This is a genomic window from Streptomyces sp. DSM 106670, assembly GCF_055792845.1.
The window spans coordinates 6,838,667-6,861,790 of sequence record NZ_CM147704.1; the positions used below are offsets into that span (position 1 = coordinate 6,838,667).

At 72.8% G+C, this 23,124-nt stretch carries 21 protein-coding genes and 1 pseudogene; 13 read left to right on the plus strand and 9 right to left on the minus strand.

Features of this window, described 5'->3' with window-relative positions; translation table 11 throughout:
- The first annotated feature begins 70 nt into the window (after positions 1-70).
- A complete protein-coding gene (locus tag ACSMXR_RS30275) occupies positions 71-1,222 on the plus strand; it encodes a YihY/virulence factor BrkB family protein (protein WP_473172463.1) in 1,152 nt (383 codons plus the stop codon).
- A 9-nt stretch (positions 1,223-1,231) separates the two neighbouring features.
- Positions 1,232-1,904, plus strand: a pseudogene (locus tag ACSMXR_RS30280) (DUF6597 domain-containing transcriptional factor); the annotation flags it as partial.
- Positions 1,905-2,125: 221 nt separating this feature from the next.
- On the opposite strand, the gene ACSMXR_RS30285 reads toward ACSMXR_RS30280, so the two are convergent.
- From ACSMXR_RS30285 to ACSMXR_RS30300, 4 genes are all read right to left on the minus strand, one after another.
- The gene (locus tag ACSMXR_RS30285; protein WP_137230687.1) at positions 2,126-2,527 is read right to left on the minus strand and encodes a VOC family protein; all 402 of its coding nucleotides are present in this window, start codon (positions 2,525-2,527) and stop codon (positions 2,126-2,128) included.
- A 65-nt stretch (positions 2,528-2,592) separates the two neighbouring features.
- The gene (locus ACSMXR_RS30290; protein ID WP_473170336.1) at positions 2,593-4,143 is read right to left on the minus strand and encodes a 3-hydroxyacyl-CoA dehydrogenase; all 1,551 of its coding nucleotides are present in this window, start codon (positions 4,141-4,143) and stop codon (positions 2,593-2,595) included.
- A 51-nt stretch (positions 4,144-4,194) separates the two neighbouring features.
- Positions 4,195-4,932 carry a CoA-transferase subunit beta gene (locus tag ACSMXR_RS30295; RefSeq protein WP_137230782.1) on the minus strand — a complete coding sequence of 246 codons (738 nt, stop codon included), beginning with the start codon at positions 4,930-4,932 and terminating at the stop codon, positions 4,195-4,197.
- 116 nt (positions 4,933-5,048) lie between these two features.
- Positions 5,049-5,993, minus strand: coding sequence for a CoA transferase subunit A (locus ACSMXR_RS30300; RefSeq protein WP_473170337.1), 945 nt, complete (start codon positions 5,991-5,993; stop codon positions 5,049-5,051).
- Positions 5,994-6,126: 133 nt separating this feature from the next.
- On the opposite strand from ACSMXR_RS30300, the gene ACSMXR_RS30305 reads away from it, so the two are divergent.
- Together ACSMXR_RS30305 and ACSMXR_RS30310 are read left to right on the plus strand one after the other, a co-directional pair.
- Positions 6,127-7,167, plus strand: a complete 1,041-nt coding sequence (locus tag ACSMXR_RS30305) for a LysR substrate-binding domain-containing protein (protein ID WP_240805839.1) — start codon at positions 6,127-6,129, stop codon at positions 7,165-7,167.
- A 15-nt stretch (positions 7,168-7,182) separates the two neighbouring features.
- Positions 7,183-8,403 carry an acetyl-CoA C-acetyltransferase gene (locus tag ACSMXR_RS30310; protein ID WP_473170338.1) on the plus strand — a complete coding sequence of 407 codons (1,221 nt, stop codon included), beginning with the start codon at positions 7,183-7,185 and terminating at the stop codon, positions 8,401-8,403.
- Positions 8,404-8,422: 19 nt separating this feature from the next.
- Here the strand turns inward: ACSMXR_RS30310 and ACSMXR_RS30315 are convergent, their stop codons facing one another.
- Complete coding sequence (locus ACSMXR_RS30315; RefSeq protein ID WP_473170339.1) at positions 8,423-9,619, minus strand: Rossmann-fold NAD(P)-binding domain-containing protein; 1,197 nt, start codon at positions 9,617-9,619, stop codon at positions 8,423-8,425.
- 180 nt (positions 9,620-9,799) lie between these two features.
- Positions 9,800-10,492 carry a chaplin gene (locus ACSMXR_RS30320; protein ID WP_218524281.1) on the minus strand — a complete coding sequence of 231 codons (693 nt, stop codon included), beginning with the start codon at positions 10,490-10,492 and terminating at the stop codon, positions 9,800-9,802.
- A 541-nt stretch (positions 10,493-11,033) separates the two neighbouring features.
- Between ACSMXR_RS30320 and ACSMXR_RS30325 the strand changes: the two genes are divergently transcribed.
- The 6 genes from ACSMXR_RS30325 to ACSMXR_RS30350 all read left to right on the plus strand — a co-directional run bounded on the left by ACSMXR_RS30325 (position 11,034) and on the right by ACSMXR_RS30350 (position 13,933).
- On the plus strand, positions 11,034-11,435 hold the full coding sequence (locus tag ACSMXR_RS30325; protein WP_137230694.1) for a rodlin: 402 nt from the start codon (positions 11,034-11,036) through the stop codon (positions 11,433-11,435).
- 240 nt (positions 11,436-11,675) lie between these two features.
- The gene (locus tag ACSMXR_RS30330; protein WP_137230696.1) at positions 11,676-11,909 is read left to right on the plus strand and encodes a chaplin; all 234 of its coding nucleotides are present in this window, start codon (positions 11,676-11,678) and stop codon (positions 11,907-11,909) included.
- 224 nt (positions 11,910-12,133) lie between these two features.
- A complete protein-coding gene (locus ACSMXR_RS30335; protein ID WP_030083884.1) occupies positions 12,134-12,424 on the plus strand; it encodes a hypothetical protein in 291 nt (96 codons plus the stop codon).
- 198 nt (positions 12,425-12,622) lie between these two features.
- A complete protein-coding gene (locus tag ACSMXR_RS30340; RefSeq protein ID WP_137230698.1) occupies positions 12,623-13,033 on the plus strand; it encodes a rodlin in 411 nt (136 codons plus the stop codon).
- Between the two features lie 172 nt (positions 13,034-13,205).
- Positions 13,206-13,406: a hypothetical protein gene (locus ACSMXR_RS30345; protein WP_218524280.1), complete on the plus strand. Its 201-nt coding sequence runs from the start codon at positions 13,206-13,208 to the stop codon at positions 13,404-13,406.
- A gap of 119 nt (positions 13,407-13,525) precedes the next feature.
- The gene (locus tag ACSMXR_RS30350) at positions 13,526-13,933 is read left to right on the plus strand and encodes a rodlin (protein WP_030083890.1); all 408 of its coding nucleotides are present in this window, start codon (positions 13,526-13,528) and stop codon (positions 13,931-13,933) included.
- Between the two features lie 132 nt (positions 13,934-14,065).
- Here the strand turns inward: ACSMXR_RS30350 and ACSMXR_RS30355 are convergent, their stop codons facing one another.
- Entirely contained in the window at positions 14,066-14,566 is a 501-nt protein-coding gene (locus ACSMXR_RS30355) for a DUF5949 family protein (RefSeq protein ID WP_103508458.1), read from the minus strand.
- A 346-nt stretch (positions 14,567-14,912) separates the two neighbouring features.
- On the opposite strand from ACSMXR_RS30355, the gene rsgA reads away from it, so the two are divergent.
- Together rsgA and ACSMXR_RS30365 are read left to right on the plus strand one after the other, a co-directional pair.
- Positions 14,913-16,076, plus strand: coding sequence for a ribosome small subunit-dependent GTPase A (gene rsgA / locus ACSMXR_RS30360; protein WP_473170340.1), 1,164 nt, complete (start codon positions 14,913-14,915; stop codon positions 16,074-16,076).
- Between the two features lie 73 nt (positions 16,077-16,149).
- The gene (locus ACSMXR_RS30365; RefSeq protein WP_473172464.1) at positions 16,150-17,532 is read left to right on the plus strand and encodes a DNA-3-methyladenine glycosylase 2 family protein; all 1,383 of its coding nucleotides are present in this window, start codon (positions 16,150-16,152) and stop codon (positions 17,530-17,532) included.
- Between the two features lie 34 nt (positions 17,533-17,566).
- Here ACSMXR_RS30365 and ACSMXR_RS30370 read toward each other — a convergent pair whose 3' ends face one another.
- Positions 17,567-18,049 (minus strand): DUF456 domain-containing protein, encoded by a 483-nt coding sequence (locus ACSMXR_RS30370; RefSeq protein ID WP_137230709.1) that lies wholly within the window; start codon positions 18,047-18,049, stop codon positions 17,567-17,569.
- Positions 18,050-18,143: 94 nt separating this feature from the next.
- Positions 18,144-19,136 carry a helix-turn-helix transcriptional regulator gene (locus ACSMXR_RS30375; protein ID WP_086779441.1) on the minus strand — a complete coding sequence of 331 codons (993 nt, stop codon included), beginning with the start codon at positions 19,134-19,136 and terminating at the stop codon, positions 18,144-18,146.
- Positions 19,137-19,347: 211 nt separating this feature from the next.
- Here ACSMXR_RS30375 and ACSMXR_RS30380 point away from each other — a divergent pair, with 211 nt between their 5' ends.
- The gene (locus ACSMXR_RS30380) at positions 19,348-23,115 is read left to right on the plus strand and encodes a S8 family peptidase (RefSeq protein ID WP_473170341.1); all 3,768 of its coding nucleotides are present in this window, start codon (positions 19,348-19,350) and stop codon (positions 23,113-23,115) included.
- The last annotated feature ends 9 nt before the right edge of the window (positions 23,116-23,124 follow it).

A 23,124-nucleotide genomic window follows, 5' to 3' on the forward strand; every position in this document is an offset into this window, starting at 1 on the left:
ATACGGTAAGGACGTGCAGGCAGCAAATGAAACACCCGAGCGGCCACCGGGCCGGCTCCACCGGGCGCGAGTGCTCTACCGCAACGTCTCCAAGAGGCGGATGGCGTGGCACTTGCTCAAGGACACCGTCAACTCGTGCATCGAGTACCGCATTCTGGGGCTCGCGGCGGAGGCGGCGTTCTTCACCCTGCTCTCGTTGCCCCCGCTGCTGCTCGGCCTGATCGGACTGCTCGGTTACGTCGACGAGTGGACGACCACCACCACGGTCGCCTCCATCGAGCGCAACATCCTCTCCGCAGCGCAGACGGTGCTGTCCGAACGCGGGGTCAACGACTTCGCCAAACCGCTGCTCGCCGACGTCACGACCGGGGCCCGCCCCGACGTCATCTCCATCGGCTTCGCCATCGCCCTGTGGTCGGGCTCCCGCGCGGTGAACGTCTTCATCGACACCATCACCGTCATGTACGGACTCGACGGCCACCGCGGCATCGTCAAGACCCGGCTGCTGGCCTTCCTGCTGTACGTCGTCGCCCTGCTGCTCGGCGCGGTGGTGCTGCCGCTGCTGGTCGTCGGCCCGGACCGGGTGGTCGAGTTCGTGCCCTGGGGCACCGAGGTCATAGCCGTCCTGTACTGGCCGCTGGTGATGCTGCTGACCGTCGCGTTCCTCACGACGCTCTACCACGTGTCCGTGCCGGTGCGTTCGCCCTGGATCGAGGATGTGCCCGGGGCGCTGGTGGCGCTCGGCATGTGGGTCCTCGGCAGCTTCCTGCTGCGTATCTATCTGACCAACACGGTCGAAGGCCCGACCATCTACGGCTCCTTGGCCGCGCCCATCGCCGTCCTGCTGTGGATCGGCATCTCCGCCTTCGCGGTCCTGGTCGGCGCCGCGGTCAACGCGGCCATCGACCGGGTGTGGCCCTCGCTCGCCACGGCCGCCGCCCGCGAGGCCACCGAGCGCGTCCGGGCCGCGCAGGCCGCCGAGTTCGTCGCCCGGACCCGCTCGGCCGGCTACGAGGCCGCGGACGACGACGAGGACGACGACGAAGAAGACGGCGGCCCGGCGTACATGCCCTCCGAGTTCCCCGAGCGCTGGTCCCGCTTCCTGCCGCCCGACGACGTGAAGTCCCGGCTGCACGCGACCCGGGAGAAGGAACCCAAGGACCCGCAGGAGCCCAGGCACGTTAAAGACGCCGGGGAAGCCGAGGGCCCGCCCTCGCGCTAGCGTGGAGGCATGGCCCGGGAAGACCAGCGCGACCAGGAACACCCGCGCTACCGGGAGCGGCCCTCCCGGCTGGACGGGGCCGTCGTCTGGACGCTGGACGTTCCGCCCGGCCCGCGACAGGCCGCCCGGTCCGTCCTGCCCGACGGCTGCATGGACCTGATCTGGACCGCCGGACGCCTCATCGTCGCCGGGCCCGACACCCACGCCTTCCCGGTCGACCCCCGTGACCGCGGCTCCTGCGCGGCGATCCGGTTCGGACCCGGCACCGCCCCCGTCCTGCTCGGCGTACCGGCGTACGAGCTGCGCGACCAACGGGTCGAACTCGCCGACCTCTGGCCCCGCACCACCGTCCGGGAACTCACCGGCCGGATCGACCGGGCCGCCGACCCCGCCACCGCCCTGGAGGACTTCGCCCTGGGCCGGGCCGCCGACACCGGCCCCCCCGGACCCGCTCACGGCGGCCGTCGCCGACCGGCTGCGGCGCGGCGGCTCCGTCGCTTCGACAGCCGCCGAGACCGGCCTCGGCCCCCGCCAGCTGCACCGCCGCTCACTCGCCGCCTTCGGCTACGGCCCCAAAACGCTGGCCCGGATCCTCCGGCTCCAACGCGCCCTGGCCCTGATCCACACCGGCCTGCCCTACGCCGAGGCCGCGTACCGCGCGGGCTGCACCGACCAGGCGCATCCAGGGGGCGCGGGGCGGACCAGGGCCGGGTCCACGACGCCTGGTACGGCACCTCGCGGCGTTGCCGAAACGCCCGAATCGCTCCGCGATGAGGGCCTTCCAGCGCCTTGCGATGCACCGCACCAGACGCCGCGGCCTGACCGACCCTGGTCCGCCCCGCGCCCCCTGGCCCGCGAGATGCGCGACCTGGCCGGCACGACCCTCGGGGCCCACTTCGGGCGCTACGAGGCGTCGGCCGCGGCGAACAGCGAGACCCCGCAGCCGTCCGGGTCCAGCACGACCGCGTAGCGCTGCCCCCACACCGCGTCCCACGGCTTCAGATGCCCGGTGTACCCGGCCCCGGTCAGCTCCGCGTACAGCGCGTCCACCTCCTGCGGGCTGTCGCAGACGAAGGCCAGAGCGACCCGCTCACCGCCGCCCGCCGGGCGCTTCCAGTCGGGATCGAACGAGGCGATGACCTCCTCCGTGTCCCACAGCAGCCGCTGCCCGCCCGGCAGGGTCACCTCGACATGGGGCGCGGACTCCGCCCCGTCGGGGATGTCGAGGCCGAGCCTGCGGTAGAAGGCGAGCGAGGCCGCCAGGTCCGCCGTGATGATGCTGATCGCGTCGAGTCGTGGAGTCATGCCCCGACCGTAGGCACGCGGCATCGCGGCCGTCTTGTACGAATCGGTCACCCGAACCGGCGGGTTCACCCCAGGCAGTCGGCCGGCGAGGTCCCCGGATCGGTCAGCGCGAGGCCCAGGGCGGCCCGCTCGGTGATCCACCGCGTCGGCCGGTGGCGCGGGTCGCCCGTCGTCGCGTGCAGCGACCGCTGCAGCTCCAGCAGCGCCGTGGTCCCGACCCGCTCGCCCCAGGCCAGCGGCCCGGCCGGATAGCCGAGCCCCGTGGTCACCGCCAGATCGATGTCGGCGGGCGCGGCGAGCGAGCGCTCCGCGATCGAACAGCCGACCGCGACGACCGAGGACAGCAGCCGCTGCGCGACCGAGCCCGCGGTGTCCCGCACCACCGACACCGCGTACGGCTCATCGCCCTCCGCGGCCCGCGCCAGCACCGCCCGCGCGTCCCGGGCGGCCGCCGGATCACCGGCCGCCGTCACCGCGAGGACCCGCCGCCGCCCCGCCGCCGGCAGCACCTCGACGCCGAACGTACGCTCCCGGGGCAGCCCGCCCGCCGCGACCGCCGCCGACACCGCCGTCCCCCAGACCGGCACCAGCACCACCGCCTCCGCCGACGGTCCCGCACCCCGCTCCAGCCGGGCCCCCGCCGCCTCCAGCGCACCGGCCAGGGCCTCCTCGTACGCGGCGGTCTCCGGCCGCCCGCCCGGCGCCAGGAACACCGGGCGGTCCGCGTCCCCGGTGACCGCGCTCTCCGGTGCCGGGCCGGCCGCCCCGTCGCCGTACGCGTACCAGCCCCGGCCCGTCTTACGGCCGTGCAGCCCCGCCACCACCCGGTTCGGGGTCAGGAAGGACGGGCGCAGCCGGTCCTCGTACCGGAAGCCCTGCCAGATCGAGTCGATCACCGCGGCCGTCACATCGAGACCGGTCAGATCCATCAGCTCGAACGGGCCCATCCGCAGCCCCAGCACGTCCCGGCCGATCCGGTCGATCTCCGCCGGGTCCGCCACCGACTCCTCCAGCAGCGCCAGCGCCTCGGTCACCAGCCCGCGCCCGGCGTGGTTCACCAGGAATCCGGGGGTGTCGGCGACGGTCACCGCCCGGTGCCCGCAGCCCTCCACCAGCCCCGTCAGCAGCGCCGGGATCTCCGGGCGGGTCGCCGCGCCCGGCACCACCTCCACGATCCGCATCAGCGGCACCGGGTTGAAGAAGTGCAGCCCGGCCAGGCGCGAGGGGTCCTGGAGCGTCGCCGCGATCCGGGTCACCGACAGGGAGGAGGTGTTGGTCGCGAAGACCGCGGAGGCGGGCAGCGCCCGCTCCAGCCTCCCGAACACCTCCGCCTTGGTCCCCAGATCCTCCCGTACGGCCTCGATCACCAGCTCCACCTCCGGACCCGCCGCCCACGGCTCGGCGAGCGGCACCAGCCGGGCCACGGCTCCGTCCCGGTCGGCGGCGGACATCCGGCCCTTGGCCACCGCCCGGTCCAGCATCGAGGCGACGAAGCCCAGCGCCTCCGTCACCGCCTCGGGCCGTACGTCCCCGAGCTCGACGGTGTGTCCGGCGCTCGCCGCCCACTGGGCGATGCCGCGGCCCATGGCCCCGGCTCCGACGATCCTGATACGCATGGCGGTGAGAGCCCTTTCGGTGGAGGTACCCGCGGTGGAGTACACGGTTCTTCAACGGAGGTAGACCCGGCCCGGGTCGACAGCGTCGCGCAGGAGCAGCAGCTCCGCCGGGGTGGGCGGGTCCGTCGTCGCGACCGTGTCGGCCACCGCCAGGTCCCAGCCGGTCGCGGCCCGGACCTGCTCCACGGTGACCCCGGGATGCACGGCGACCAGCCGCAGTTCGTCGCCGACGCCCTCCCGGGCGAGGACGCCCAGCTCGGTCACGACCCGGGTGACGCCGATGCCCAGCGGACGGATCCCGTCCGCCAGCGCCCGTTCCGGACCCGGCGTGGTGCAGAAGTCCAGTTCCCCGGCGAAGGAGCGCGGCGTGTGGCGGCGCATCACCACGAACACCTCCCGGGCGTTCGCCATCACCTCGACCGCGCCCCCGGAACCCGGCAGCCGCACCGACGGGCGGTCCCAGTCCCCGATGACCGAGGTGTTGAGGCTGCCCCACCGGTCGATCTGCGCGGCCCCCAGGAAGCCCACGTCGATGTGCCCGCCCTGGAGGACCGAGCCGAACAGCGTCGGCATGGACACCACCGCCTCGGCGCCCGTGATCAGGACGGCGTCCGCGATGGTCTCCGGCAGATGGGAGGGGTGCGCCCCGCAGACCCCGGACTCGTACACCACCTCGATGTCCGGCGCGACCGTCAGCCGCGCCAGCTCGGCCGCCAGCGTCGGCAGCCCGATGCCCGCGAACACCGTGCGGCGCCCGGCCAGTTCACGCGAGGCGACGACGGACAGCAGCTCCGAGGAGGTGACGGACCGCGTGGACTCCGCGGGCTCCCCGGACTCCGCAGGCTCCCTGGACTCCGCAGGCTCCCTGGACTCCGCGGGCTCCCCGGGCTCCGTGGGCCGGCCGCTCACAGCCGCCGCCCGTAGTCCACCGGCTCGCTCAGCGCCTCGCCGACCGCGAGCCCCGCCCAGTACTCCTCGCCCAGCTTCGCCACGTACGCCGCGTGGTCGGCCGTTCCGTACACCCATTCCTCCAGCCACTCCCGCAGCCGCACCGGGTCCGCGCTGATCGCGGACCAGGCCCGGTAGAAGGCGTTGTCCCGGTCGTAGTAGCCCTGCGCGAACGAGGGGTGCGCCCCGCGCGGGCAGACCACCACCGCGTCGACCGCGTGCGCCGGGATCAGTGTGCGGTTCGGGTCCGAACGGATCACCTCGTCCGCGACCAGCTCCTCCACCACCACGACCGCCCGCTCCGCCGCGAACACCGCCTCGGCCTGGACCCCGGTCAGCCCCCAGATCTGGGTGTTGCCCCGTCGGTCGGCACGCTGCGCGTGGACGAACGTCACGTCCGGGTTGACCGGCGGCACCACGTAGATCTCCTCGGGTGCGCTCCCGTCCGGCCCGGGATAGGGCGACGTCACCTTGCGGATGCCCGGGTTGACCGAGGGCAGGTCGCTGCCGCCGTACGAGCGCAGCGGATGGAACGGCAGCCGCTGCGCACCGGCGAGATACCGGCACACCATGCCGTAGTGGCTGTACTCCTCGAACGCCAGCGGCTCCGGATCGGCCCGCTCGATCCGCCGCCGCAGCTCACCGAGCGAACCGGCGGATGAGTTGCCCACGAAGGACGAGACCAGCCGCGTCACACACCCGGCCGCCAGCATCTGGTCCACCACGATGTCCGCCGTCATCCGTACGACGGTGAGCCCGCGCCGGCCCTGCCGGATGATCTCGTGGCCCGCGGCGGTCGGGATGAGATGGGTGAACCCTTCCAGGCTCACGGTCTCCCCGTCGTGCACGAAGCGCGCGACGGCCTCCCGCATCGACACGACCTTGCCGGCCGTCCGTTCCACAGCGCTCCCCGACGTCGGTGTACAGGTCGCACCACCGTGCCAGGGGCCATTGATCGGTGTCCAATACCGAATTAGGCTCGCATTGAGAGGCACCAGGTCTCACTCACCGGAAGAGAGCCGAGCGGGCACCCGTATGGAACTGCGCCACCTGAAGGCCTTCCTCGCCGTGGCCGAGGAGCTGCACTTCGGCCGGGCCGCCAAACGCCTCCAGATGGCACAGCCGCCCCTGAGCCAGCAGATCCGGCAGCTGGAGAAGGAGCTCGGCGTCCAGCTCTTCCGCCGCAACACCCGCTCCGTCCGGCTCACCGGCGCGGGGGAGACCTTCCTCGATCCCGTACGGACCGTCCTCGACGACCTCGACACCGCCGTCCGGGCCGCCCGCTCGGCGGGCCGGGGCGAGTACGGCCGGGTGACCATCGGCTTCGCCGGCGCCTCCAGTCACGAGACGCTGCCCCGCCTCACCCGCGCCGTCCGCGCCGCACACCCCGGGCTGGAACTGGTCATGACCGGCCAGACGTACGCCAACGTCGCGCTGTCCCGGGTCGCCGACGGCTCGCTCGACCTCGGCTTCGTCCGGCTGCCGGTGACCCGGCCCGGAGTGGCCCACCGGGTGATCGACGAGGAGGAGCTGCTGTGCGCCCTGCCCTTCGACCATCCGCTTGCCCGGCACGCGGCGGTGCCGCTCGCCGAGCTGGCGGACGAGCCGTTCGTCTCCTTCCCCGCCAACACCGGCTCCACCGTGCGCGACGCCATGACCGAGGCCTGCGAGAGCGCCGGATTCACCCCGCGCGTCGTCCAGGAGGCCCCCGACTCGTACACGATCATGGCGCTCGTCGCCGCCGGGGTCGGCGTCACCCTCACGGTCACCTCCGTACGCCACATCCAGCAGAGCGGACTCACCTACCGGCCCCTCGCCGGACCGCCCATCCGCCGCCAGGCGGCCCTGGCCTGGCGGGCCGACAACCCATCCGCCGCCCTGCGCGCCGTGCTCGCCGTCGCCCAGGACGCCCTGCCTACCCCCGTACGCGGACCACGCGGCGAACCGATTGAGACGCCGGGCCTCTCGATGGGGGACACATCCGGTATTGGACCGGCTCAGTCACCGGATGCGAAGGTCACCTCAGCACCCGCCGCTCCGCGCACTCCGCCACCCGCGCCCCGCCCGTCGCCCTGAAGGAAAGGCTCCGCCGTGCCGCTCGACGTCGTCATCTGCGAACCCCTGCGCACCCCCATCGGCCGGTTCGGCGGGGCCTTCGCCCAGCAGACCCCGGCCGCGCTGGCCGCACGCGTCATCGCGGAGATCGTCACCCGTACCGGCATCGACCCCGACCGGGTCGACGAGGTGATTCTCGGCCACGCCTACCCGACCAGCGAGGCCCCCGCCATCGGCCGGGTCGCCGCCCTGGACGCCGGACTGCCCAGCACGGTCACCGGCACCCAGATCGACCGCCGCTGCGGCTCCGGGCTCCAGGCGGTGCTGGACGCGGCGATGCAGATCCGGGCCGGGTTCAGCGAAGTGGTGATCGCGGGCGGCGTCGACGTGATGAGCGCCGCCCCCTACTACACCCACGACGGACGCTGGGGCATCAAGGGCCCCGGCCTCCAGCTCCACGACGCCCTCGCCCGGGGCCGCGTCACCGCCGGAGGCGTCAACCACCCGGTCCCCGGCGGCATGATCGAGACGGCGGAGAACCTGCGCCGGGAGTACGGCATCGGCCGCGCCGACCAGGACGCCCTGGCCCTGCGCTCGCAGGCGCGCGCCGCCCGCGCCGTCGCCGAGGGCCGCTACGACGCGGAGACCGTCCCCGTCACCGTACGCACCCGCAGGGGCGAGAGCACCGTCACCGCCGACGAACACCCCCGCCCCGACACCACCGCCGAACAACTCGCCGCCCTCCGGCCGGTGATGGCGAAGTCCGACCCGGACGCCACCGTCACCGCGGGCAACGCCAGCGGCCAGAACGACGCGGCCGCCGCCTGCCTGGTCACCAGCGCCGAAACCGCCGAACGCCTCGGCCTCACCCCGCTCGTCCGGCTCGTCTCCTTCGCCCGCGCCGGGGTGCCCGCCGCGGCGATGGGCATCGCCCCCGTCGCCGCCACCCGCACCGCCCTCGACCGGGCCGGACTCACCCTCGCCGACCTCGACCTGATCGAGCTGAACGAGGCGTTCGCCGCCCAGGTGCTGGCCTGCACAAGGGAGTTGGGCCTCGGCGAGAAGGACCACGAGCAGCGCATCAACGTCAACGGCTCGGGCATCTCGCTGGGCCACCCGGTCGGCGCCACCGGAGCCCGCATCCTCGCCACCCTCACCCGCGAACTCCACCGCCGCGAGGCGCGGTACGGCCTGGAGACGATGTGCATCGGCGGCGGCCAGGGCCTCGCCGCGGTCTTCGAACGCATCGCGGACTGAAGGCAGTCGGGCCGCCGCCTCACGGGACGACGGCGGTCTCCTCGTAGAAGTAGTGCCGCGCCCCGGCCAGCACCCCGCGGAACCAGACGTCCACCTCGTCCTGCCCTATCGCCGGCCAGTCCGGGGTCTCCTCGACCAGGGCGCGCCCCATCCGACGGCCCAGCTCCACGAAGTGCGCGCCCGCCGCCGTGCGTTCGTCCGCGTACCGCTCCAGCGCGGTGGCGAGGTCCGGCCCCTCCCGGAGCACCCGCTCCAGGCACAGGGCGTCCTGGAGGGCCTTGACCGCGCCGGTGGCGGTGTGCGGCCTGGTCACCCCGGCCGCGTCCCCGGCCAGCAGCAGCGGCGAGCGGGCGACCCGGGGCGCCTGCACATCGGCGACCGGGTGGCAGACCGCCGCCCGCCGCCCGCCCCGCGCGACGATCTCCGCCCACGCGGCGGGGAAGTGCTCCTGTGCCAGCTCGTGCACATACGGCCACGGCTCGGCCCCCTCGGGAGGACAGCCGTAAATGGCGTACGCCAGCAGCCGGTTGCCCGCACCACCGCTTCCGTCACCGTCCTGCGGGCCGCCCGGGATCAGATAGAAGATGCCGTGCCCGCCGGGGTACCCCAGGGTCACCCACGCGTCGCGCAACAGCTCCAGCTCCCGGGGATGCCCGGACAGCGCGTCGAGCGGGATCGCGCCGCGCCAGACCAGGTAGGGGGCGGGCCGCGGCCGCAGCCCCGGGGCGAGGAGCTGCCGGGTGGCGGACGCGTGCCCGTCGGCGCCCACGACCATGTCGTACGGTTCCTCGCCCCGCGCGGTGGTGATCACCGCCCCGCCGGATCCGCCCGGGCCGACCGAGGCCACCTGCTGCCCCCGGAGATAGCGCACGCTTCCGGCGCTCGCGCGCAACGACCGCCACAGAAGACCCCAGTTGCACGGGGTCACGGGGGAGGACTGCCGGGCCAGCTCCCGCGCCGACCGGCCGCCGGGCTCCCGGGTCAGCCAGACCCGCGTGCCCACCGGGGCCGTCGGCATCGCCGCGTCCAGATACCCGGACCCGACCAGCTCCGCGTGGAGCGGCGGCGGGATCACGATGCCGAACCCCCGGTCCTGCAGCTCGGCTCCGCTCCGCTCGTACACGGTGACCTCCGCCCCGGCCCGCCGGCCCGCGACGGCCGCCGCGCACCCCGCGATACTGCCGCCGATCACCCCGATACGTAACGCGGTCGCCACGTCCCCGGCCCTTCCCGTCGTCCTGCTCGCTCCCGGCTTTCCGCGCGGCGCGCGGTGCCCCGGGCCATCGTTCCATCACCGCGCCCGGAGCCCCGGGCGAACCGGCCGCCGCGCACACAGAAGGTCCGGCCGGACAGTCCCCGCTGTCCGGCCGGACCTCGTTCTTCCGCGGGAGCTTCGTCAGTCCCGCGCGTTGCGCGTACGGCGCATCAGCACCGCACCGCCGAGCAGCAGCGCGGCGCTCGCGCCGGCCGCCAGGCCGAGGTCGGCGGCACCGGTGTCGGCCAGGTGCGCGTCCGGGGTGTTGGACCCGGGGGTGTTGGACCCGGGCGTGTCCGAGCCGGGGGTGTCGGTACCGGGGGTGTCGGTCGGCGGCTGGTCCACGGGCGGCTGGTCCACCGGCGGCTCGTCGACCGGGGGCTGGTCCACGGGCGGCTCGTCGACCGGGGGCTCGTCGACCGGCGGCTCGTCGACGGGGGGCTCGTCGACGGGGGGCTCATCGACCGGCGGCTCGTCCACGGGCGGCTCGTCGACCGGGGGCTCGTCGACCGGCGGCTCGTCGACCGGGGGCTCGTCCACGGGCGGCTCGTCCACCGGGGGCTTGACCGGCGGGTGTTCGTGCTTCGGGCCGTCGGCGTTCACGCACTTGTTGCCGAAGGCCGGGTTCAGCAGAGCGATGACGTTGACGGTGTTGCCGCACACATTGACCGGGACGTGCACCGGCACCTGCACGGCGTTGCCCGAACCGACCCCCGGCGAACCGACGGCCGCCCCCTCGGCCGACGCGTCGGCGTGCGCGGTGCCGCCCACCGCTGCCAGGAGGCCCGATGCGGCCGCCATGACGATCATGCTTTTGTTCAAGACCTGTCGCATTACTTGCCCTTCCTTAGGACATTCGCGAGGACATCGCGTGGGTGCTTCGCGCGCGGACGGGCAGCCATCGGGCGGGAGCCGCTGGACAGCCGGATCGCGCGGGAAGCCATGGTGAAAGTGATGAAGACGTGCGCGCTGGACGATTGCCATAACGATGTGGGTCCGTACGGGAAACTTGGAATTGCGTGGAAATTGTGTAATCACCCGAACGGGTGGTGTCTGTCGATCCCGCGCATCCCGGTGCGCAGAGCGAGAAAAACGATTCGCCCTCAACTGGGGTGCAGTCTGCTGGTGTTGACCCCGGGGAAATGCTCACCCCGGATGCGTCGCGGCGTCAGGGCCGTCGATCATCGCCCACCCGTTCGGGCGAAGAGTGTCGGGACGGGCGTGCGCAATTTCTTCACGAACGGACGGTCGTACGAACAGAGAATGGGGCGTCGCTCCTTGTCCGGCATTCGGGTGAATGGGCGGAACCAAACGCCGGGTCGCGAGTTGACCAGGGAGCTCCGCCGCGGGGCAATCGGTACGAGAAGGGTTCATCGTGATCAAGAAGGTTCTGGCTACGGGCGCTGTCGCCGCCTCCATCCTCGGTCTCGGCGCGACGCAGGCCATGGCGATCGGCAACGACGGAGGCACGACCTCGGTCAACGGCAACGGCGCCTCGCAGTCCTTCGGCAACGCCGAGACCCACGGCGACTGGAGCCCGCAGTTCGGCCTGGTCCAGGGCTCGCTCAACAAGCCCTGCGTCGGTCTGCCGCTCAAGGCCAACGCCGGTTCGCTCGTCGGCCTGGTGCCGGTCTCGGTCCAGGACATCAACGTCCTGTCCTCGCCGCAGAACCAGCAGTGCACCGAGAACTCCACCCAGGCCAAGGGTGACGAGGCTCTGTCGCACATCCTGGACGACATCCCGATCCTGTCGGGCAACGGCGCCAACAACGGCTGATACGGCTGAAATACCCGGGCCCGGGCCCTCGGAGTTCCTCCACCGAGCGGCTCGGGCCCGCTGCTGTGCCGGGCATTGCGGCATTCGGGCGGTTCTCCGGAAAACCGCTCCCGGAAGAGTTTCGATCGCGGACCCCCGTCGTTACGAATAGCAGCGCCGGAGTCACGAGCGATCAGGATCCGGCTCGTGCGGCACGAATGTCGTGACCGCACCGGACTCCGCCGAGGAAAGGGAAGAAAAGTGAAGTACACCAAGATTGCCGCCGTCGCCGCAGGAACGCTCATGGCGATGGGCGCCGCCGCGCCGGCCATGGCCGACTCGGGCGCCGAGGCCGTCGCCGCGCACTCCCCGGGTGTGCTGTCGGGCAACATCCTCCAGGCCCCGATCAACATTCCGGTGAACGTCTGCGGCAACACCGTCAACCTGGTCGGTGTGCTGAACCCGGCCTTCGGCAACACCTGCATCAACAAGTGAACCTCTGACCGGCCGGGCCACGCGCCCGTAACCGGTGGGCCCCGTACGGCATTCGCCGTCCGGGGCCCTTTTCGTGCGCCGTCGGAGAAAACCGCCGCCCCGCAGTTTCCAGAATGCGACCTGATCGTTATTCAAGGAGAAAGCGGCAGAAGTCACAGGTAAAGAAGGCTTGTGTGCGGCACGGGAACGTGACCGAAACAGATGCCGCGCAGAAGGGATTCCCAGTGAAGTACGCGAAGACCGCCGCGCTCGTTGCCGGTTCCGTGGCCGCCCTCGGAGCGGCTGCTCCCGCCTTCGCCGCTACTGACGTCACGGCCCCCAACTTCAGCCTCGACCGCGGTCTCAACCAGGTCATGGCCAGTGCCCCGCAGGTCGTGGACCCGCTGGTCGAGACCGTCGGCGACACCACCGAGACGGTCTCGAAGGACGGCACGGTCGGCAAGCTGGCGGGCGAGGCCACCGGGGTGGCCGGAGGTGCGGCCCCGCTGCTCGGCGGAGTGCCCCTCGGCGGCTGACCGTCCAGGACGGCGGCTCCACCGGCTTTCGCCGATCCCCTTCCCGGTGCGTTCTTCCTTCTCGTGGCCACCCGAAATCGTGGACACCCGGAAGGAAAGGCACCGTTCGAGTGAATGGGCATAACCAGACCCCGCCGGAACGAGTTGATCAGATCGCTCCGGACAGGCGGGCACACGTTTCATCCAGAAGGGCTTTTCATGATCAAGAAGATTATGGCCTCGGCAGCCGTCGCTGCCTCGGTCGTCGGTGCCTCCGCTGCGGCCGCCCCCTCCGCCATGGCCATCGGCAACGACGGCGGCACCACGTCGATCAACGGCAACGGCGCCTCGCAGGCCTACGGCAACTCCGCCACCCACGGCGACTGGAGCCCGCAGTTCGCGCTCATCCAGGGCTCGCTGAACAAGCCCTGCATCGGCCTGCCCGCCAAGGCGAACCTCGGCTCCCTCGTCGGCGTCGTGCCGGTCGCGGTCCAGGACATCAACGTCCTGTCCTCCCCGCAGAACCAGCAGTGCACCGAGAACTCCACCCAGGCCAAGGGTGACGAGGCTCTGTCGCACATCCTGGACAACATCCCGATCCTCTCGGGCAACGGCGCCGCCAACAACTGACGCCACCCGGCACGACCCCGGGGCCAGTCCCTCCGTACGGCGACCGTTCTTCGCCGGACCGGACGGGCTGGCCCTTCGGCGTGTGCGGACGTATCCCGCGCGAGGACGGGCGGTTGGGCCGGATGCCGTAGCGCCTGCTGACGGTCCGTCCGTGCCCGGGTAGTGCACCTCCATGGATCCGTACGGCAGTCAGCCCCCGCAGCGCAGAGAGCAGCAGCCCGCACCGAGCGGCACGCCGATCTACGACCGGCTCGTCGCCGAGTGGCGGGCCTCCGGACACGACCCCCTGCCGGAGGCCCCCCGGCAGCCGGCCGCCGCCCGCACCGGCTTCGTCCCGGCGGCCCGTTCCTCGGACGAGGCCGCCGGGACGTGAACGACGGCGTCGACCTTGCGCCGGATCGAACCCATTTGAGTGGTACTGCGCAACCGATCGCGGTCCGCGTCGGTTGATCAGTGCGTTCCACAACGGGACGTTCCGAAAGGTGAAGCTTGATGAAGAAGATGATGGCCGGCGCGGCAGTGGCTGTGTCCCTGCTCGGTCTGTCCGCAGCCGCGGCTCCCACGGCCATGGCGATCGGCAACGACGGTGGCACCACCACGGTCAACGGCAACGGCGCCGAGCAGGAGTTCGGCAACGCCGAGACCAAGGGTGACTGGAGCCCGCAGAACCAGCTCGTGCAGGGCACGCTGAACAAGCTCTGCATCGGCCTGCCGGCCAAGGCCAACGTCGGTTCGCTCGTCGGCCTCGTGCCGGTCGCGGTCCAGGACATCAACGTCCTGTCCAACCCGCAGAACCAGCAGTGCGCCGACAACTCCACCCAGGCCAAGGGCGACGAGCCGCTGTCGCACGTCCTGGACGACATCCCGGTCCTCTCGGGCAACGGCGTCGGCAACAACTGACGTACCGAGCGCGGGCGGTCCGGAGATCACACTCCGGGCCGCCCGTCCTCGTTTTCGCGGCACGGGCGAGGCCCACCACTCCACGGGGGGTGGTGGGCCTCGTTGTTCGTGCGGAGCGGCGGGGTTGTGGGCTCAGCCCAGGGAGCGGACCGGGAGCAGGCAGTGGGCGGCGGTGCGGACGACCTCCTCGTCGGCGGCGAAGGCCCGCAGCCGGTCCTCGCTGACCGGCTGCCCGGGAACGGCCTCCGGCCACGGGCTGGTGGCGAACATCCCGTACACCTGACCCTGCGCCTGAGCGGCGGCCAGCCACTCCGCGGGGGCGGGGTACTGCGCCGTGAGGTGAGGCAGTGTCAGGACGGCCCGGCCCGCCTGGACGAGGAGCTTCGCCTGGATGCCCGGGGTCTCGGCCGCGTCCTGGATCGCGCCGCCGACCTGGAGGCCCGCGCGCTCCAGTGCGGCGCGCATGGCCTCGCGTCCGACCACCGGACCGTCCTTCCCGTCGCCCAGCGAGTAGGCGAGGAGGAAGGCGGTGTCCTGGTCGGCGTCGGGCTGCCGGCCGCTCCAGCCGATCAGGATCTGGGTGCCCAACTGGGCCTGTGTGAACGTGACGGTGGAGCCCTGGGGTGTGGTCATGCTCGGCACCTTAACGGCCACGAACCGGGCCCCATGCATGCGTATCACCCGATCGAGGGAGATTGCGGTTATCCCTCGCGAAAGCGCCTGACCGAACATCCCTCGACCGTGGGCCCGGATAAATCGGTTGACGCTGCTCCCGGGGGCCGGGCTAGGGTGATCACCGTTCCGCCGGAAGCCGGAACCAGAGGAATCAGGAGGTGAGGACATTGATGACTGTCGCTGCGATGGGCACTGCCCACAACCGGAAGAGCATCGTCCTCATCCCCGTGGCCACCGGCTGACCACTTCTCTCCTTCATCCGCGCCGAGCGCGCGTGCCGGGGCCACCCTGTGAAGGGTTTCCCTTGTCTTTCTCGTTTCCTTCCCTCTCTTCTTCCGCCGTCTCTTCCTCGCACCCGCTGACTCCGTACGGCTGGGACGAGGACTGGGCGGCCGCCTTCTCCCCGTACGCCCGGCAGGGGCTCGTGCCGGGGCGGGTCGTGCGGGTGGATCGCGGTCAGTGCGACGTGATCACCGCCGACGGTACGGTCCGCGCCGACACCGCGTTCGTGGTGCCGCGTGACCCGATGCGGATCGTCTGCACCGGCGACTGGGTGGCGCTCGACGCGGACGGCGACCCGCGCTTCGTCCGTACGCTGCTGCCGCGCCGGACCGCCTTCGTCCGCTCGACCTCGTCGCAGCGGTCCGAGGGCCAGGTGCTCGCCACCAACATCGACCACATCGCCATCTGCGTCTCGCTCGCCGTCGAGCTGGACCTCGGGCGGGTCGAGCGGTTCCTCGCGCTCGCCCTGTCCAGTTCGGAGGGCGCCGCGCTGCTGGGCGACGGCTCCGGCGGGGCGTACCGGCCCCAGCCGATCGTGGTCCTCACCAAGGCCGACCTGGTGCCCGACGCGGTCACCCTGTCCCACCTCGTCCAGGACATCGAGGCGATCGCCCCCGGCGTCCAGGTGCTGCCCGTCAGCTCCACCACGGGCGAGGGGCTCGACATCCTCGGGGCCGTCGTCTCCGGTGGCACCAGTGTGCTGCTCGGCGTCTCCGGAGCGGGCAAGTCCACCCTGGCCAACACCCTGCTCGGCATGGACGTGATGGAGGTGCGGGCCGCCCGTGACATCGACGGCAAGGGCCGGCACACCACCACGACCCGCAACCTCCTGCTCCTGCCGCACGGGGGCGTCCTCATCGACACCCCCGGGCTGCGGGGGGTCGGCCTCTTCGACGCCGCGACCGGGGTCGGCGAGGTGTTCTCCGAGATCGAGGAGCTGGCCGCGGAGTGCCGGTTCCACGACTGCGCCCACGAGGCCGAACCGGGGTGCGCGGTCCTCGGCGCCCTGGCGGACGGAACCCTGCCCGAGCGGCGGCTGGAGAGCTACCGCAAGCTGATCCGCGAGAACCAGCGGATCGTCGCCAAGACCGATGCCCGGGTACGCGCCGAGATCCTGCGGGACTGGAAGCGCAAGGGCGCGGAGGGGCGCGCGGCCATGCAGGCCAAGCGCGGCCGGGTGCGGTAGCCCGGAGCGTACGGGTTCGACGTCCGAATTCCGCGAGTGCGGCGGCCCCGGCTGCCGCACACTGGACGGTGTGATGGACGAACGGACCAGGTACGAGGCGGTGAGCAGCCGCGACGCACGGTTCGACGGCGCGTTCTTCTTCGCCGTCGTGACCACCGGCATCTACTGCCGGCCGAGCTGCCCCGCCGTCACCCCCAAACGCGCCAACGTGCGCTTCTACCCCACCGCGGCGGCGGCCCAGGCGGGCGGCTTCCGGGCCTGCCGCCGCTGCCGCCCGGACGCAGTGCCCGGCTCCGCCGAGTGGAACGTCCGCGCGGACGTCGTCGGCCGGGCCGTGCGGCTGATCGGCGACGGCGTCGTGGACCGCGAAGGCGTCCCCGGACTCGCCGGGCGGCTCGGCTACAGCGCCCGGCAGGTCCAGCGCCAGCTCAACGCCGAGCTGGGCGCCGGACCCGTCGCGCTCGCCCGGGCCCAGCGCTCCCACACCGCCCGGGTGCTCCTCCAGACCACCGGGCTGCCGGTCACCGAGATCGCCTTCGCCGCCGGGTTCGCCAGTGTCCGGCAGTTCAACGACACCATCCGGCAGATCTACGCCCGCACCCCCAGCGCCCTGCGGGCCGAGGCCGGTACGGGGCTGGGCGGCGGGCGCTGCGAGGGGCTGCGGGCCGGGATCCCGCTGCGGCTCGCCCATCGGGGCCCGTACGCCACCGGCGCCCTGTTCGACCTGCTGGCCGCCGAGGCGGTCACGCGGGTGGAGGAGGTGGCGGGCCCGCCCGGCCGCCGCACCTACCGGCGCACCCTGCGGCTGCCGTACGGCACCGGGCTCGTCGCGGTCGACGAGGCGTCGCCCGGCGGCCCCTGGCTGGAGGCCCGGGTCCAGCTCACCGACCTGCGCGATCTGACCACCGCCGTCCAGCGGGTCCGCCGCCTGTTCGACCTGGACGCCGATCCGTACGCCGTGGACGAGGCCCTGGCCGCCGACCCCCGGCTCGCCCCGCTGGTCGCCGCCCGCCCCGGGCTGCGCTCGCCGGGCGCGGCCGACCCGGAGGAGGCCGCGCTGCGGACCCTGCTGGGGCGCGCGGACGCCGCGGAGCTGGTCGAGCGGTACGGGAAGGCGCTGGACGTGCCGTGCGGCGGGCTCACCCATGTGTTCCCGGAGCCGGACGTGCTCGCCGGTTCCGCCGAGGATCCGGTGCTCGCGGGCCTGGCCGCCGCGCTCGCCGACGGCCGGCTGCGGCTGGACGCCGGGGCCGACCGGGACGAGGCGGAACGGACGCTGCTGACGCTGCCCGGCATCGGCCGCCGCACCGCCGCCCTGATCCGGCTGCGGGCGCTCGGCGACCCCGACGTCGACCCGTACGGAACGCCGGGCGCGGAGCGGTGGCGGCCCTGGCGCTCCTACGCCGTCCGCCACCTGGAGGCGGCGGGTGCGGCGGAGACGGCGGTCCCGGCCTGACCTTGCCCGGCCCCGGCCGCCGAAGGGGCTCCGGTCAGGACCAGAGCACCGCGCCCAGCCAGGCGCCCGCCACCAGCAGGCAGCAGAACAGCTCCACCAGCACCGCGTAGCCCGTCGCCCGCATCACCGAGCGCACCGACGCCCAGCCCGCGCCGCGACTGCCCAGACGCAGCCGCTCCGCGCCGAAGATGGCCCCCACGTACCCGAGGATCCCGCCCACCACGGGCACCACGAAGAAGCCCACGATCCCCGCCACCCCACCGATCATCAACGTCCGGCGCGGCGCCCCCGACTCACCCGGGCGGCGCGGCGGCAGCAGCGGTTTGAGGGCCTGGTTCAGCAGCATCAGCGCCGTCGCGCCGATCAGGACACCCCAGGCCGCCGGTGTCATGTCCGTCAGCGCCCACCACAGCACCGCCGCCCAGACGATCGCCTGACCCGGCACGCCCGGCACCAGCACCCCGACCAGACCCAGCAGCATGACCAGGCCCACGGCGACGAGCTGCCACACACTCATCTGACCAGCCTGCCGGAGAGTGCCCCGCTCCGCCCGTCAGCACACCCCGGCCACCCACGGCCACCTGCGCCGATGCCGCCCCGGGCGGTACGCCTCAGGCCGGCCCGGTACGGGCCACCCAGCCACGCTCGTACGCGTGCCAGCCCAGCTGGAGCCGGGTGGAGACCCCGGTCAGCTCCATCAGGCCCTTGACCCGGCGCTGCACGGTCCGCAGCCCCAGATCCAGCTGCTTGGCCACACTGGCGTCCGTCAGCCCCGCCAGCAGCAGCGACAGGATCTCCAGGTCCGTCGGATCCGGCCCGACCCCGTCCTCGCGCACCCCGCCGCCGCCCTCGCCCAGCCGCAGCGGCATCGCCTCCCGCCACACCGCCTCGAACAGGCCCATCAGCGATTCCAGCAGTCCGCTGGCGTGCACGACCAGGGCGGCGGGCTCCTCGCCGCGACCGGTCAGCGGGACCATCGCGAGGCTCCCGTCGGCGACCACCAGCTTCGTCGGCACCCGGTCCACCACCCGGCACTGCTCGTCCCGGCTCAGCGCCGCCGACAGCTCCAGGATCCCGAACGGCGTCGACAGCACCTCCCGCTCGACCACCACCCGGTAGCTCACCCCGCGCGAGGTGGCCCGCTCCTCGGACTCGTTCTCCATCCCGGTCACCGCGATCGGCTTGCCCGTCACCAGGGCGCACACCTCGGACACCGCCCCCAGCTGCAACTGGTGGAAGCGCTGCGCGACGGCGCTCGCCCCCGTCACCACCTCCACCAGATCGTGCACCGCCGGTTCGCTCGCCTCGGCCCGGTACTCCTCGGCGAGCAGCGCGGACGCCAGCTCCGCCTGCTCCAGCTCGTGCCGCTGCTGGATCAGCAGCGCGCCCAGCGCCACACCGGGCGGCGCCGCCACCCAGCGGCCGGGACGGGCCGAGGACTGGGCGGCCAGACCCTGCTGCTCCAGCCGTCGCAGCACGCGCTCGGCCTCCGCCTCCGACAGCGCCAGCCGGTGTGCGAGATCGGTGAGCTCCGCGGCTCCCGCGGCGACGAGCGCGCGGTACGCGCTCTCCTGCCTCTCGTCGAGACCTATGGCCCCCAGCATTCTCCCGACCTCCCCTGGTGTGGTGATCGCGCATCACGGCGCCCCTGCGGCGGGGTCCTGGGTGGCGGGAAAGGGCCACGGCGTAAACCCGCCGCCCACATCATCCCCTGTACCCCTGGACCCTCTGCCACTGTGGCGCCACCGCAGCACCAACAACCTCCGGGATGCGGCCTCTTGGGCTGCTTCGTTCCGGAATGACCTGGGGAGAGCGATGCGCCCGATATCGCGTACGGCACTCGGAGCGGCGACCGCCGCCGTGCTCGCCGTCACCGTGATCGCGCCGTCGGTGGCCGCGCCACCGGACGAGCGGCCCGCGAACAGACCGATCACCGGAAGCGCGGCCGCCGCCGAGGGGTCGAAGCCCGTCACGCTGACGCTCGTCACCGGCGACACGGTGCTGGTGACCACGGACGCCTCGGGCGCGGCCACCGCCACCGCCCTGCCCCGCGAGGACGGCACCGTCCCGCTCGTCCAGACCCGGCAGTCCGGCCCGGACCTGTACGTCTACCCCGAGTCCGCCGTGTCCGCGCTCGCCGCGGGCACCGTGGACGAGGAGCTGTTCAACGTCACCGGGCTGATCCGCCAGGGCTACGACGACAGCCGCACCGACGCCGTCCCGCTGATCGCCACGTACACGGGCGACACCGCCCGCCGCACCCTCGTCACCCCGCGCGGGGCCGAGCGGGGAGCGGCCCTCGACATCATCGGCGGACTCGCGCTGAAGGCCGACAAGAAGAAGGCCGCCGCCTTCTGGGCCGACCTCACCGCACCCCGCTCCCGGTCGGGCTCCGGGCTCAAGAAGCTCTGGCTCGACCGCAAGGTTCAGGCCAGTCTCGACAAGTCGACGAAGCAGGTCGGCGCGGACCTCGCCTGGGCGGCCGGCTACGACGGCACCGGCACCAAGGTCGCCGTCCTGGACACCGGGGCCGACGCCGAACACCCCGATCTCCAGGGCCGGATCACCGCATCGGAGAACTTCACCGACTCCGCCGACACCGAGGACCGCCAGGGCCACGGCACCCATGTCGCGTCCACCGTCGGCGGCTCCGGCGCGGCGAGCGAAGGGAAGAACAAGGGCGTGGCGCCCGGCACCGATCTGCTGGTCGGCAAGGTCCTCAACGACAGCGGCTCCGGCGCCGCTTCCTGGATCATCGCGGGCATGGAGTGGGCCGTCGACCACAAGGCCGACGTCGTCTCCATGAGCCTCGGCAGCGCCGAACCGACCGACTGCACCGACCCGATGAGCCTGGCCGCCACCGAACTCGGCAAGAACAAGGACACGTTGTTCGTGGTCGCCGCCGGAAACCTCGGCCCGTCCCTGAACACCGTCTCCTCGCCCGGCTGCGCCCCCGGCGTGCTGACCGTGGGCGCGGTCGACCGCGACGACTCCACCGCGAACTTCTCGAGCCGCGGCCCCGCGATCGTCTCGCACACCCTCAAGCCCGAGATCGCCGCGCCGGGCGTCGCGATCTCCGCCGCCGCCGCGGGCGGCCGGGGCTCACAGGCGTACCGCTCCATGTCCGGTACGTCGATGGCGACCCCGCATGTCGCGGGCGCCGCGGCCGTGGTGAAGCAGCGCCACCCCGAGTGGACCGCCCAGCAGCTCAAGGCGGCCCTCGTCTCCTCGGCGCACAGTGCCGTCCCCGGTGACGTACGCGAGACCGGAGGCGGCCGTCTCGACGTCGACCGCGCGATCCGTACGCCCGTGCTCGGCGCACCGGCCGTGCAGGGCGGCACCTTCAACTGGCCGCAGGACAAGAGCGATCGCACCACCGTCGCCGTGCCGTACACCAACACCGGCGGCAAGGCCGTGAAGCTCTCGCTGAAGGTCGCGGGCGTCACCGGCAACGACGGCTCGGCCGTCGGATCCAAGGTCGCCTCGCTCGGCCGGACGTCCGTCACCGTGCCCGCGGGGGCGACCGTCGAGGTGCCGCTCGCCCTCGACCCGGACGCCCGGCTGACCGCCGCGCAGTACGGCGACGTCACCGGCCGCGTCCTCGCCACGGCCTCCGGCGGAGTGCGGGTCTCCACACCGTTCTCGCTGTACGTGGAGCCGGAGACGGTCACCCTGCGCGTCAAGCTCGTCGACCGCACCGGCAAGCCCGCCGACGGCGTCTCCTCCCTCGACCTCATCGGCACCGACACCGCGTCCGGCGAACGCCGCTTCAACGAGGGCGCCACCGACCAGACCTACCGGGTCCGGCCCGGGGCGTACTTCGTCTCCAGCTTCATCGCCACGCCCGACACCACCGACGCGACCGGGCAACTCGTCGGCTCCGTCGGCTATCTGGCACGCCCTCAGCTCAACCTCACCAAGGACACCACGCTCGTCCTCGACGCCCGCAAAGCCCACCGCCTGAAGGTGCGGACCGAGGACAGGGCCGCCGAGACACGCGGCGCGACCCTCGCGTTCGGGCGCTCCTGGGACGACACCTGGCTGCACTCCGGGTCCATCTCCGGCACCGGGATCGTCAAGGACTACCTGGTCGACGTCCAGGGCAAAGCACGTGACGGGGACTTCGAGTTCGCCTCGTTCTGGCGCGCCTACGCCCCGCAGATCCAGAAGTTCGCCCTCGTCGGCGGAGCGGCCCTGCACCCCCGGCCCGCCACCACGGGCTCGGTCAACCTGGACGGCGCCGGCCGCGCCGAGGTCGTCGACGCCGGTGCGGGCAGCGCCGCCGAGCTGGAGGCCGCCGGAGCGAAGGGGCGGATCGCCCTGGTGAAGGTCGGCGACGACTCCTCGGCCGTCCTCACCCAGGCACGGGCCGCAGAGGCAGCCGGGGCCACCGCGCTCCTGGTGCACCGGCCGTCGGCCGGCGACTGGCAGCCGTCCCTCGGCTACGGGGCCGCGCCCCTGCCGGTCCTCGGACTGCGCGCCGACGAGGCCGCCGTGCTGAAGAAGGCACTGGGCAAGGGCGAGGCGGAGGTCTCCTGGACGGCCACGGCCGTCAGCCCGTTCGTCTACAACCTCTCCTTCCCGGAGCAGGGGCAGATCACCTCGGACCGCACCTACAAGGTCCGTGACAAGAAGCTCGGTTCGGTCGTCTCCACCCACGCGGCCATGGGCGTGGCCGCCGACTACGTCGACACGCTCCTGGTCTCCCGCCCCTACGGCGCGACCTTCGCCGCGTCCTCGCTCGCCCTGGTCTCCGCCCCCGGAAAGCGCACCGAGTACTACACGGCGGGCGACACCGGCTGGCAGAAGATGCTCTCCTCCAGCTTCCCCTGGGGTGAGCTGATGACGGGCGACGCCCGTACGTACCGGGCGGGCCGGGCCACGACGGAGGAGTGGTACCGGGGGCTGCTGGTCCCCGGCGCCCCGCGCGACGCGCAGGGTGAGGAGGCGCTCGCCGGTGAGCGGCAGGGCGATCGGATCGGCGTCGCCGCGGCGTTCATGACCGACTCCGAACACATCGGCCAGCAGGGCTCGTTCGGCGACATCGGCAATGTGCAGCTCAAGCGCGACGGTGAACTCGTCGGCAGCAGCGGCTATCCGTTCGGCGTCTTCGACGTGCCCGCCGAGGCCGCCGCGTACGAACTCACCATGATGACCACGAAGATCGGCTCGCCCGCCGCGGTCTGGAAGCGGTCCACGCAGACCGAGACCACCTGGACGTTCCGTTCCGAGCGGAAGCCGGACGTGGTGTCGCAGGGCCTCCCGCTGCTCTTCCCGCGCTACGTCGTGCCGGAGGACGGGATGAAGACCGTGCCCGCGAAGAACGGCCAGAGGATCGGGCTCGACGCGACCGGGCACGCCGGATACACCCCCGGCGAACTCACCGGCGCGAAGGTCTCCTTCAGCTACGACGGCGGCGAGACCTGGCACGCGGCCACCACCGCGCGGCAGGGCGGCCGCTGGACCGCGACCGTCGACCACGCGGACGCGGGCGGGAAGTCCGTCGCCCTGCGGACGGAACTGACCGACGCGAACGGCAACACCGTCGTCCAGACCGTCAACGACGCGTACGCGGTGCGGTGAAGCGGCGGG

Bases quoted from the DNA above. Each gene is read 5' to 3' on its own strand.
- ACSMXR_RS30355 (WP_103508458.1), bottom strand. From the start codon at position 14,566: ATGACCACACCCCAGGGCTCCACCGTCACGTTCACACAGGCCCAGTTG.
- ACSMXR_RS30380 (WP_473170341.1), top strand. From the start codon at position 19,348: ATGCGCCCGATATCGCGTACGGCACTCGGAGCGGCGACCGCCGCCGTG.
- ACSMXR_RS30305 (WP_240805839.1), top strand. From the start codon at position 6,127: ATGGAACTGCGCCACCTGAAGGCCTTCCTCGCCGTGGCCGAGGAGCTG.
- ACSMXR_RS30340 (WP_137230698.1), top strand. From the start codon at position 12,623: ATGATCAAGAAGATTATGGCCTCGGCAGCCGTCGCTGCCTCGGTCGTC.
- ACSMXR_RS30370 (WP_137230709.1), bottom strand. From the start codon at position 18,049: ATGAGTGTGTGGCAGCTCGTCGCCGTGGGCCTGGTCATGCTGCTGGGT.
- ACSMXR_RS30290 (WP_473170336.1), bottom strand. From the start codon at position 4,143: ATGCGTATCAGGATCGTCGGAGCCGGGGCCATGGGCCGCGGCATCGCC.
- ACSMXR_RS30350 (WP_030083890.1), top strand. From the start codon at position 13,526: ATGAAGAAGATGATGGCCGGCGCGGCAGTGGCTGTGTCCCTGCTCGGT.
- ACSMXR_RS30345 (WP_218524280.1), top strand. From the start codon at position 13,206: ATGGATCCGTACGGCAGTCAGCCCCCGCAGCGCAGAGAGCAGCAGCCC.
- ACSMXR_RS30365 (WP_473172464.1), top strand. From the start codon at position 16,150: ATGGACGAACGGACCAGGTACGAGGCGGTGAGCAGCCGCGACGCACGG.
- ACSMXR_RS30320 (WP_218524281.1), bottom strand. From the start codon at position 10,492: ATGCGACAGGTCTTGAACAAAAGCATGATCGTCATGGCGGCCGCATCG.
- ACSMXR_RS30375 (WP_086779441.1), bottom strand. From the start codon at position 19,136: ATGCTGGGGGCCATAGGTCTCGACGAGAGGCAGGAGAGCGCGTACCGC.
- ACSMXR_RS30285 (WP_137230687.1), bottom strand. From the start codon at position 2,527: ATGACTCCACGACTCGACGCGATCAGCATCATCACGGCGGACCTGGCG.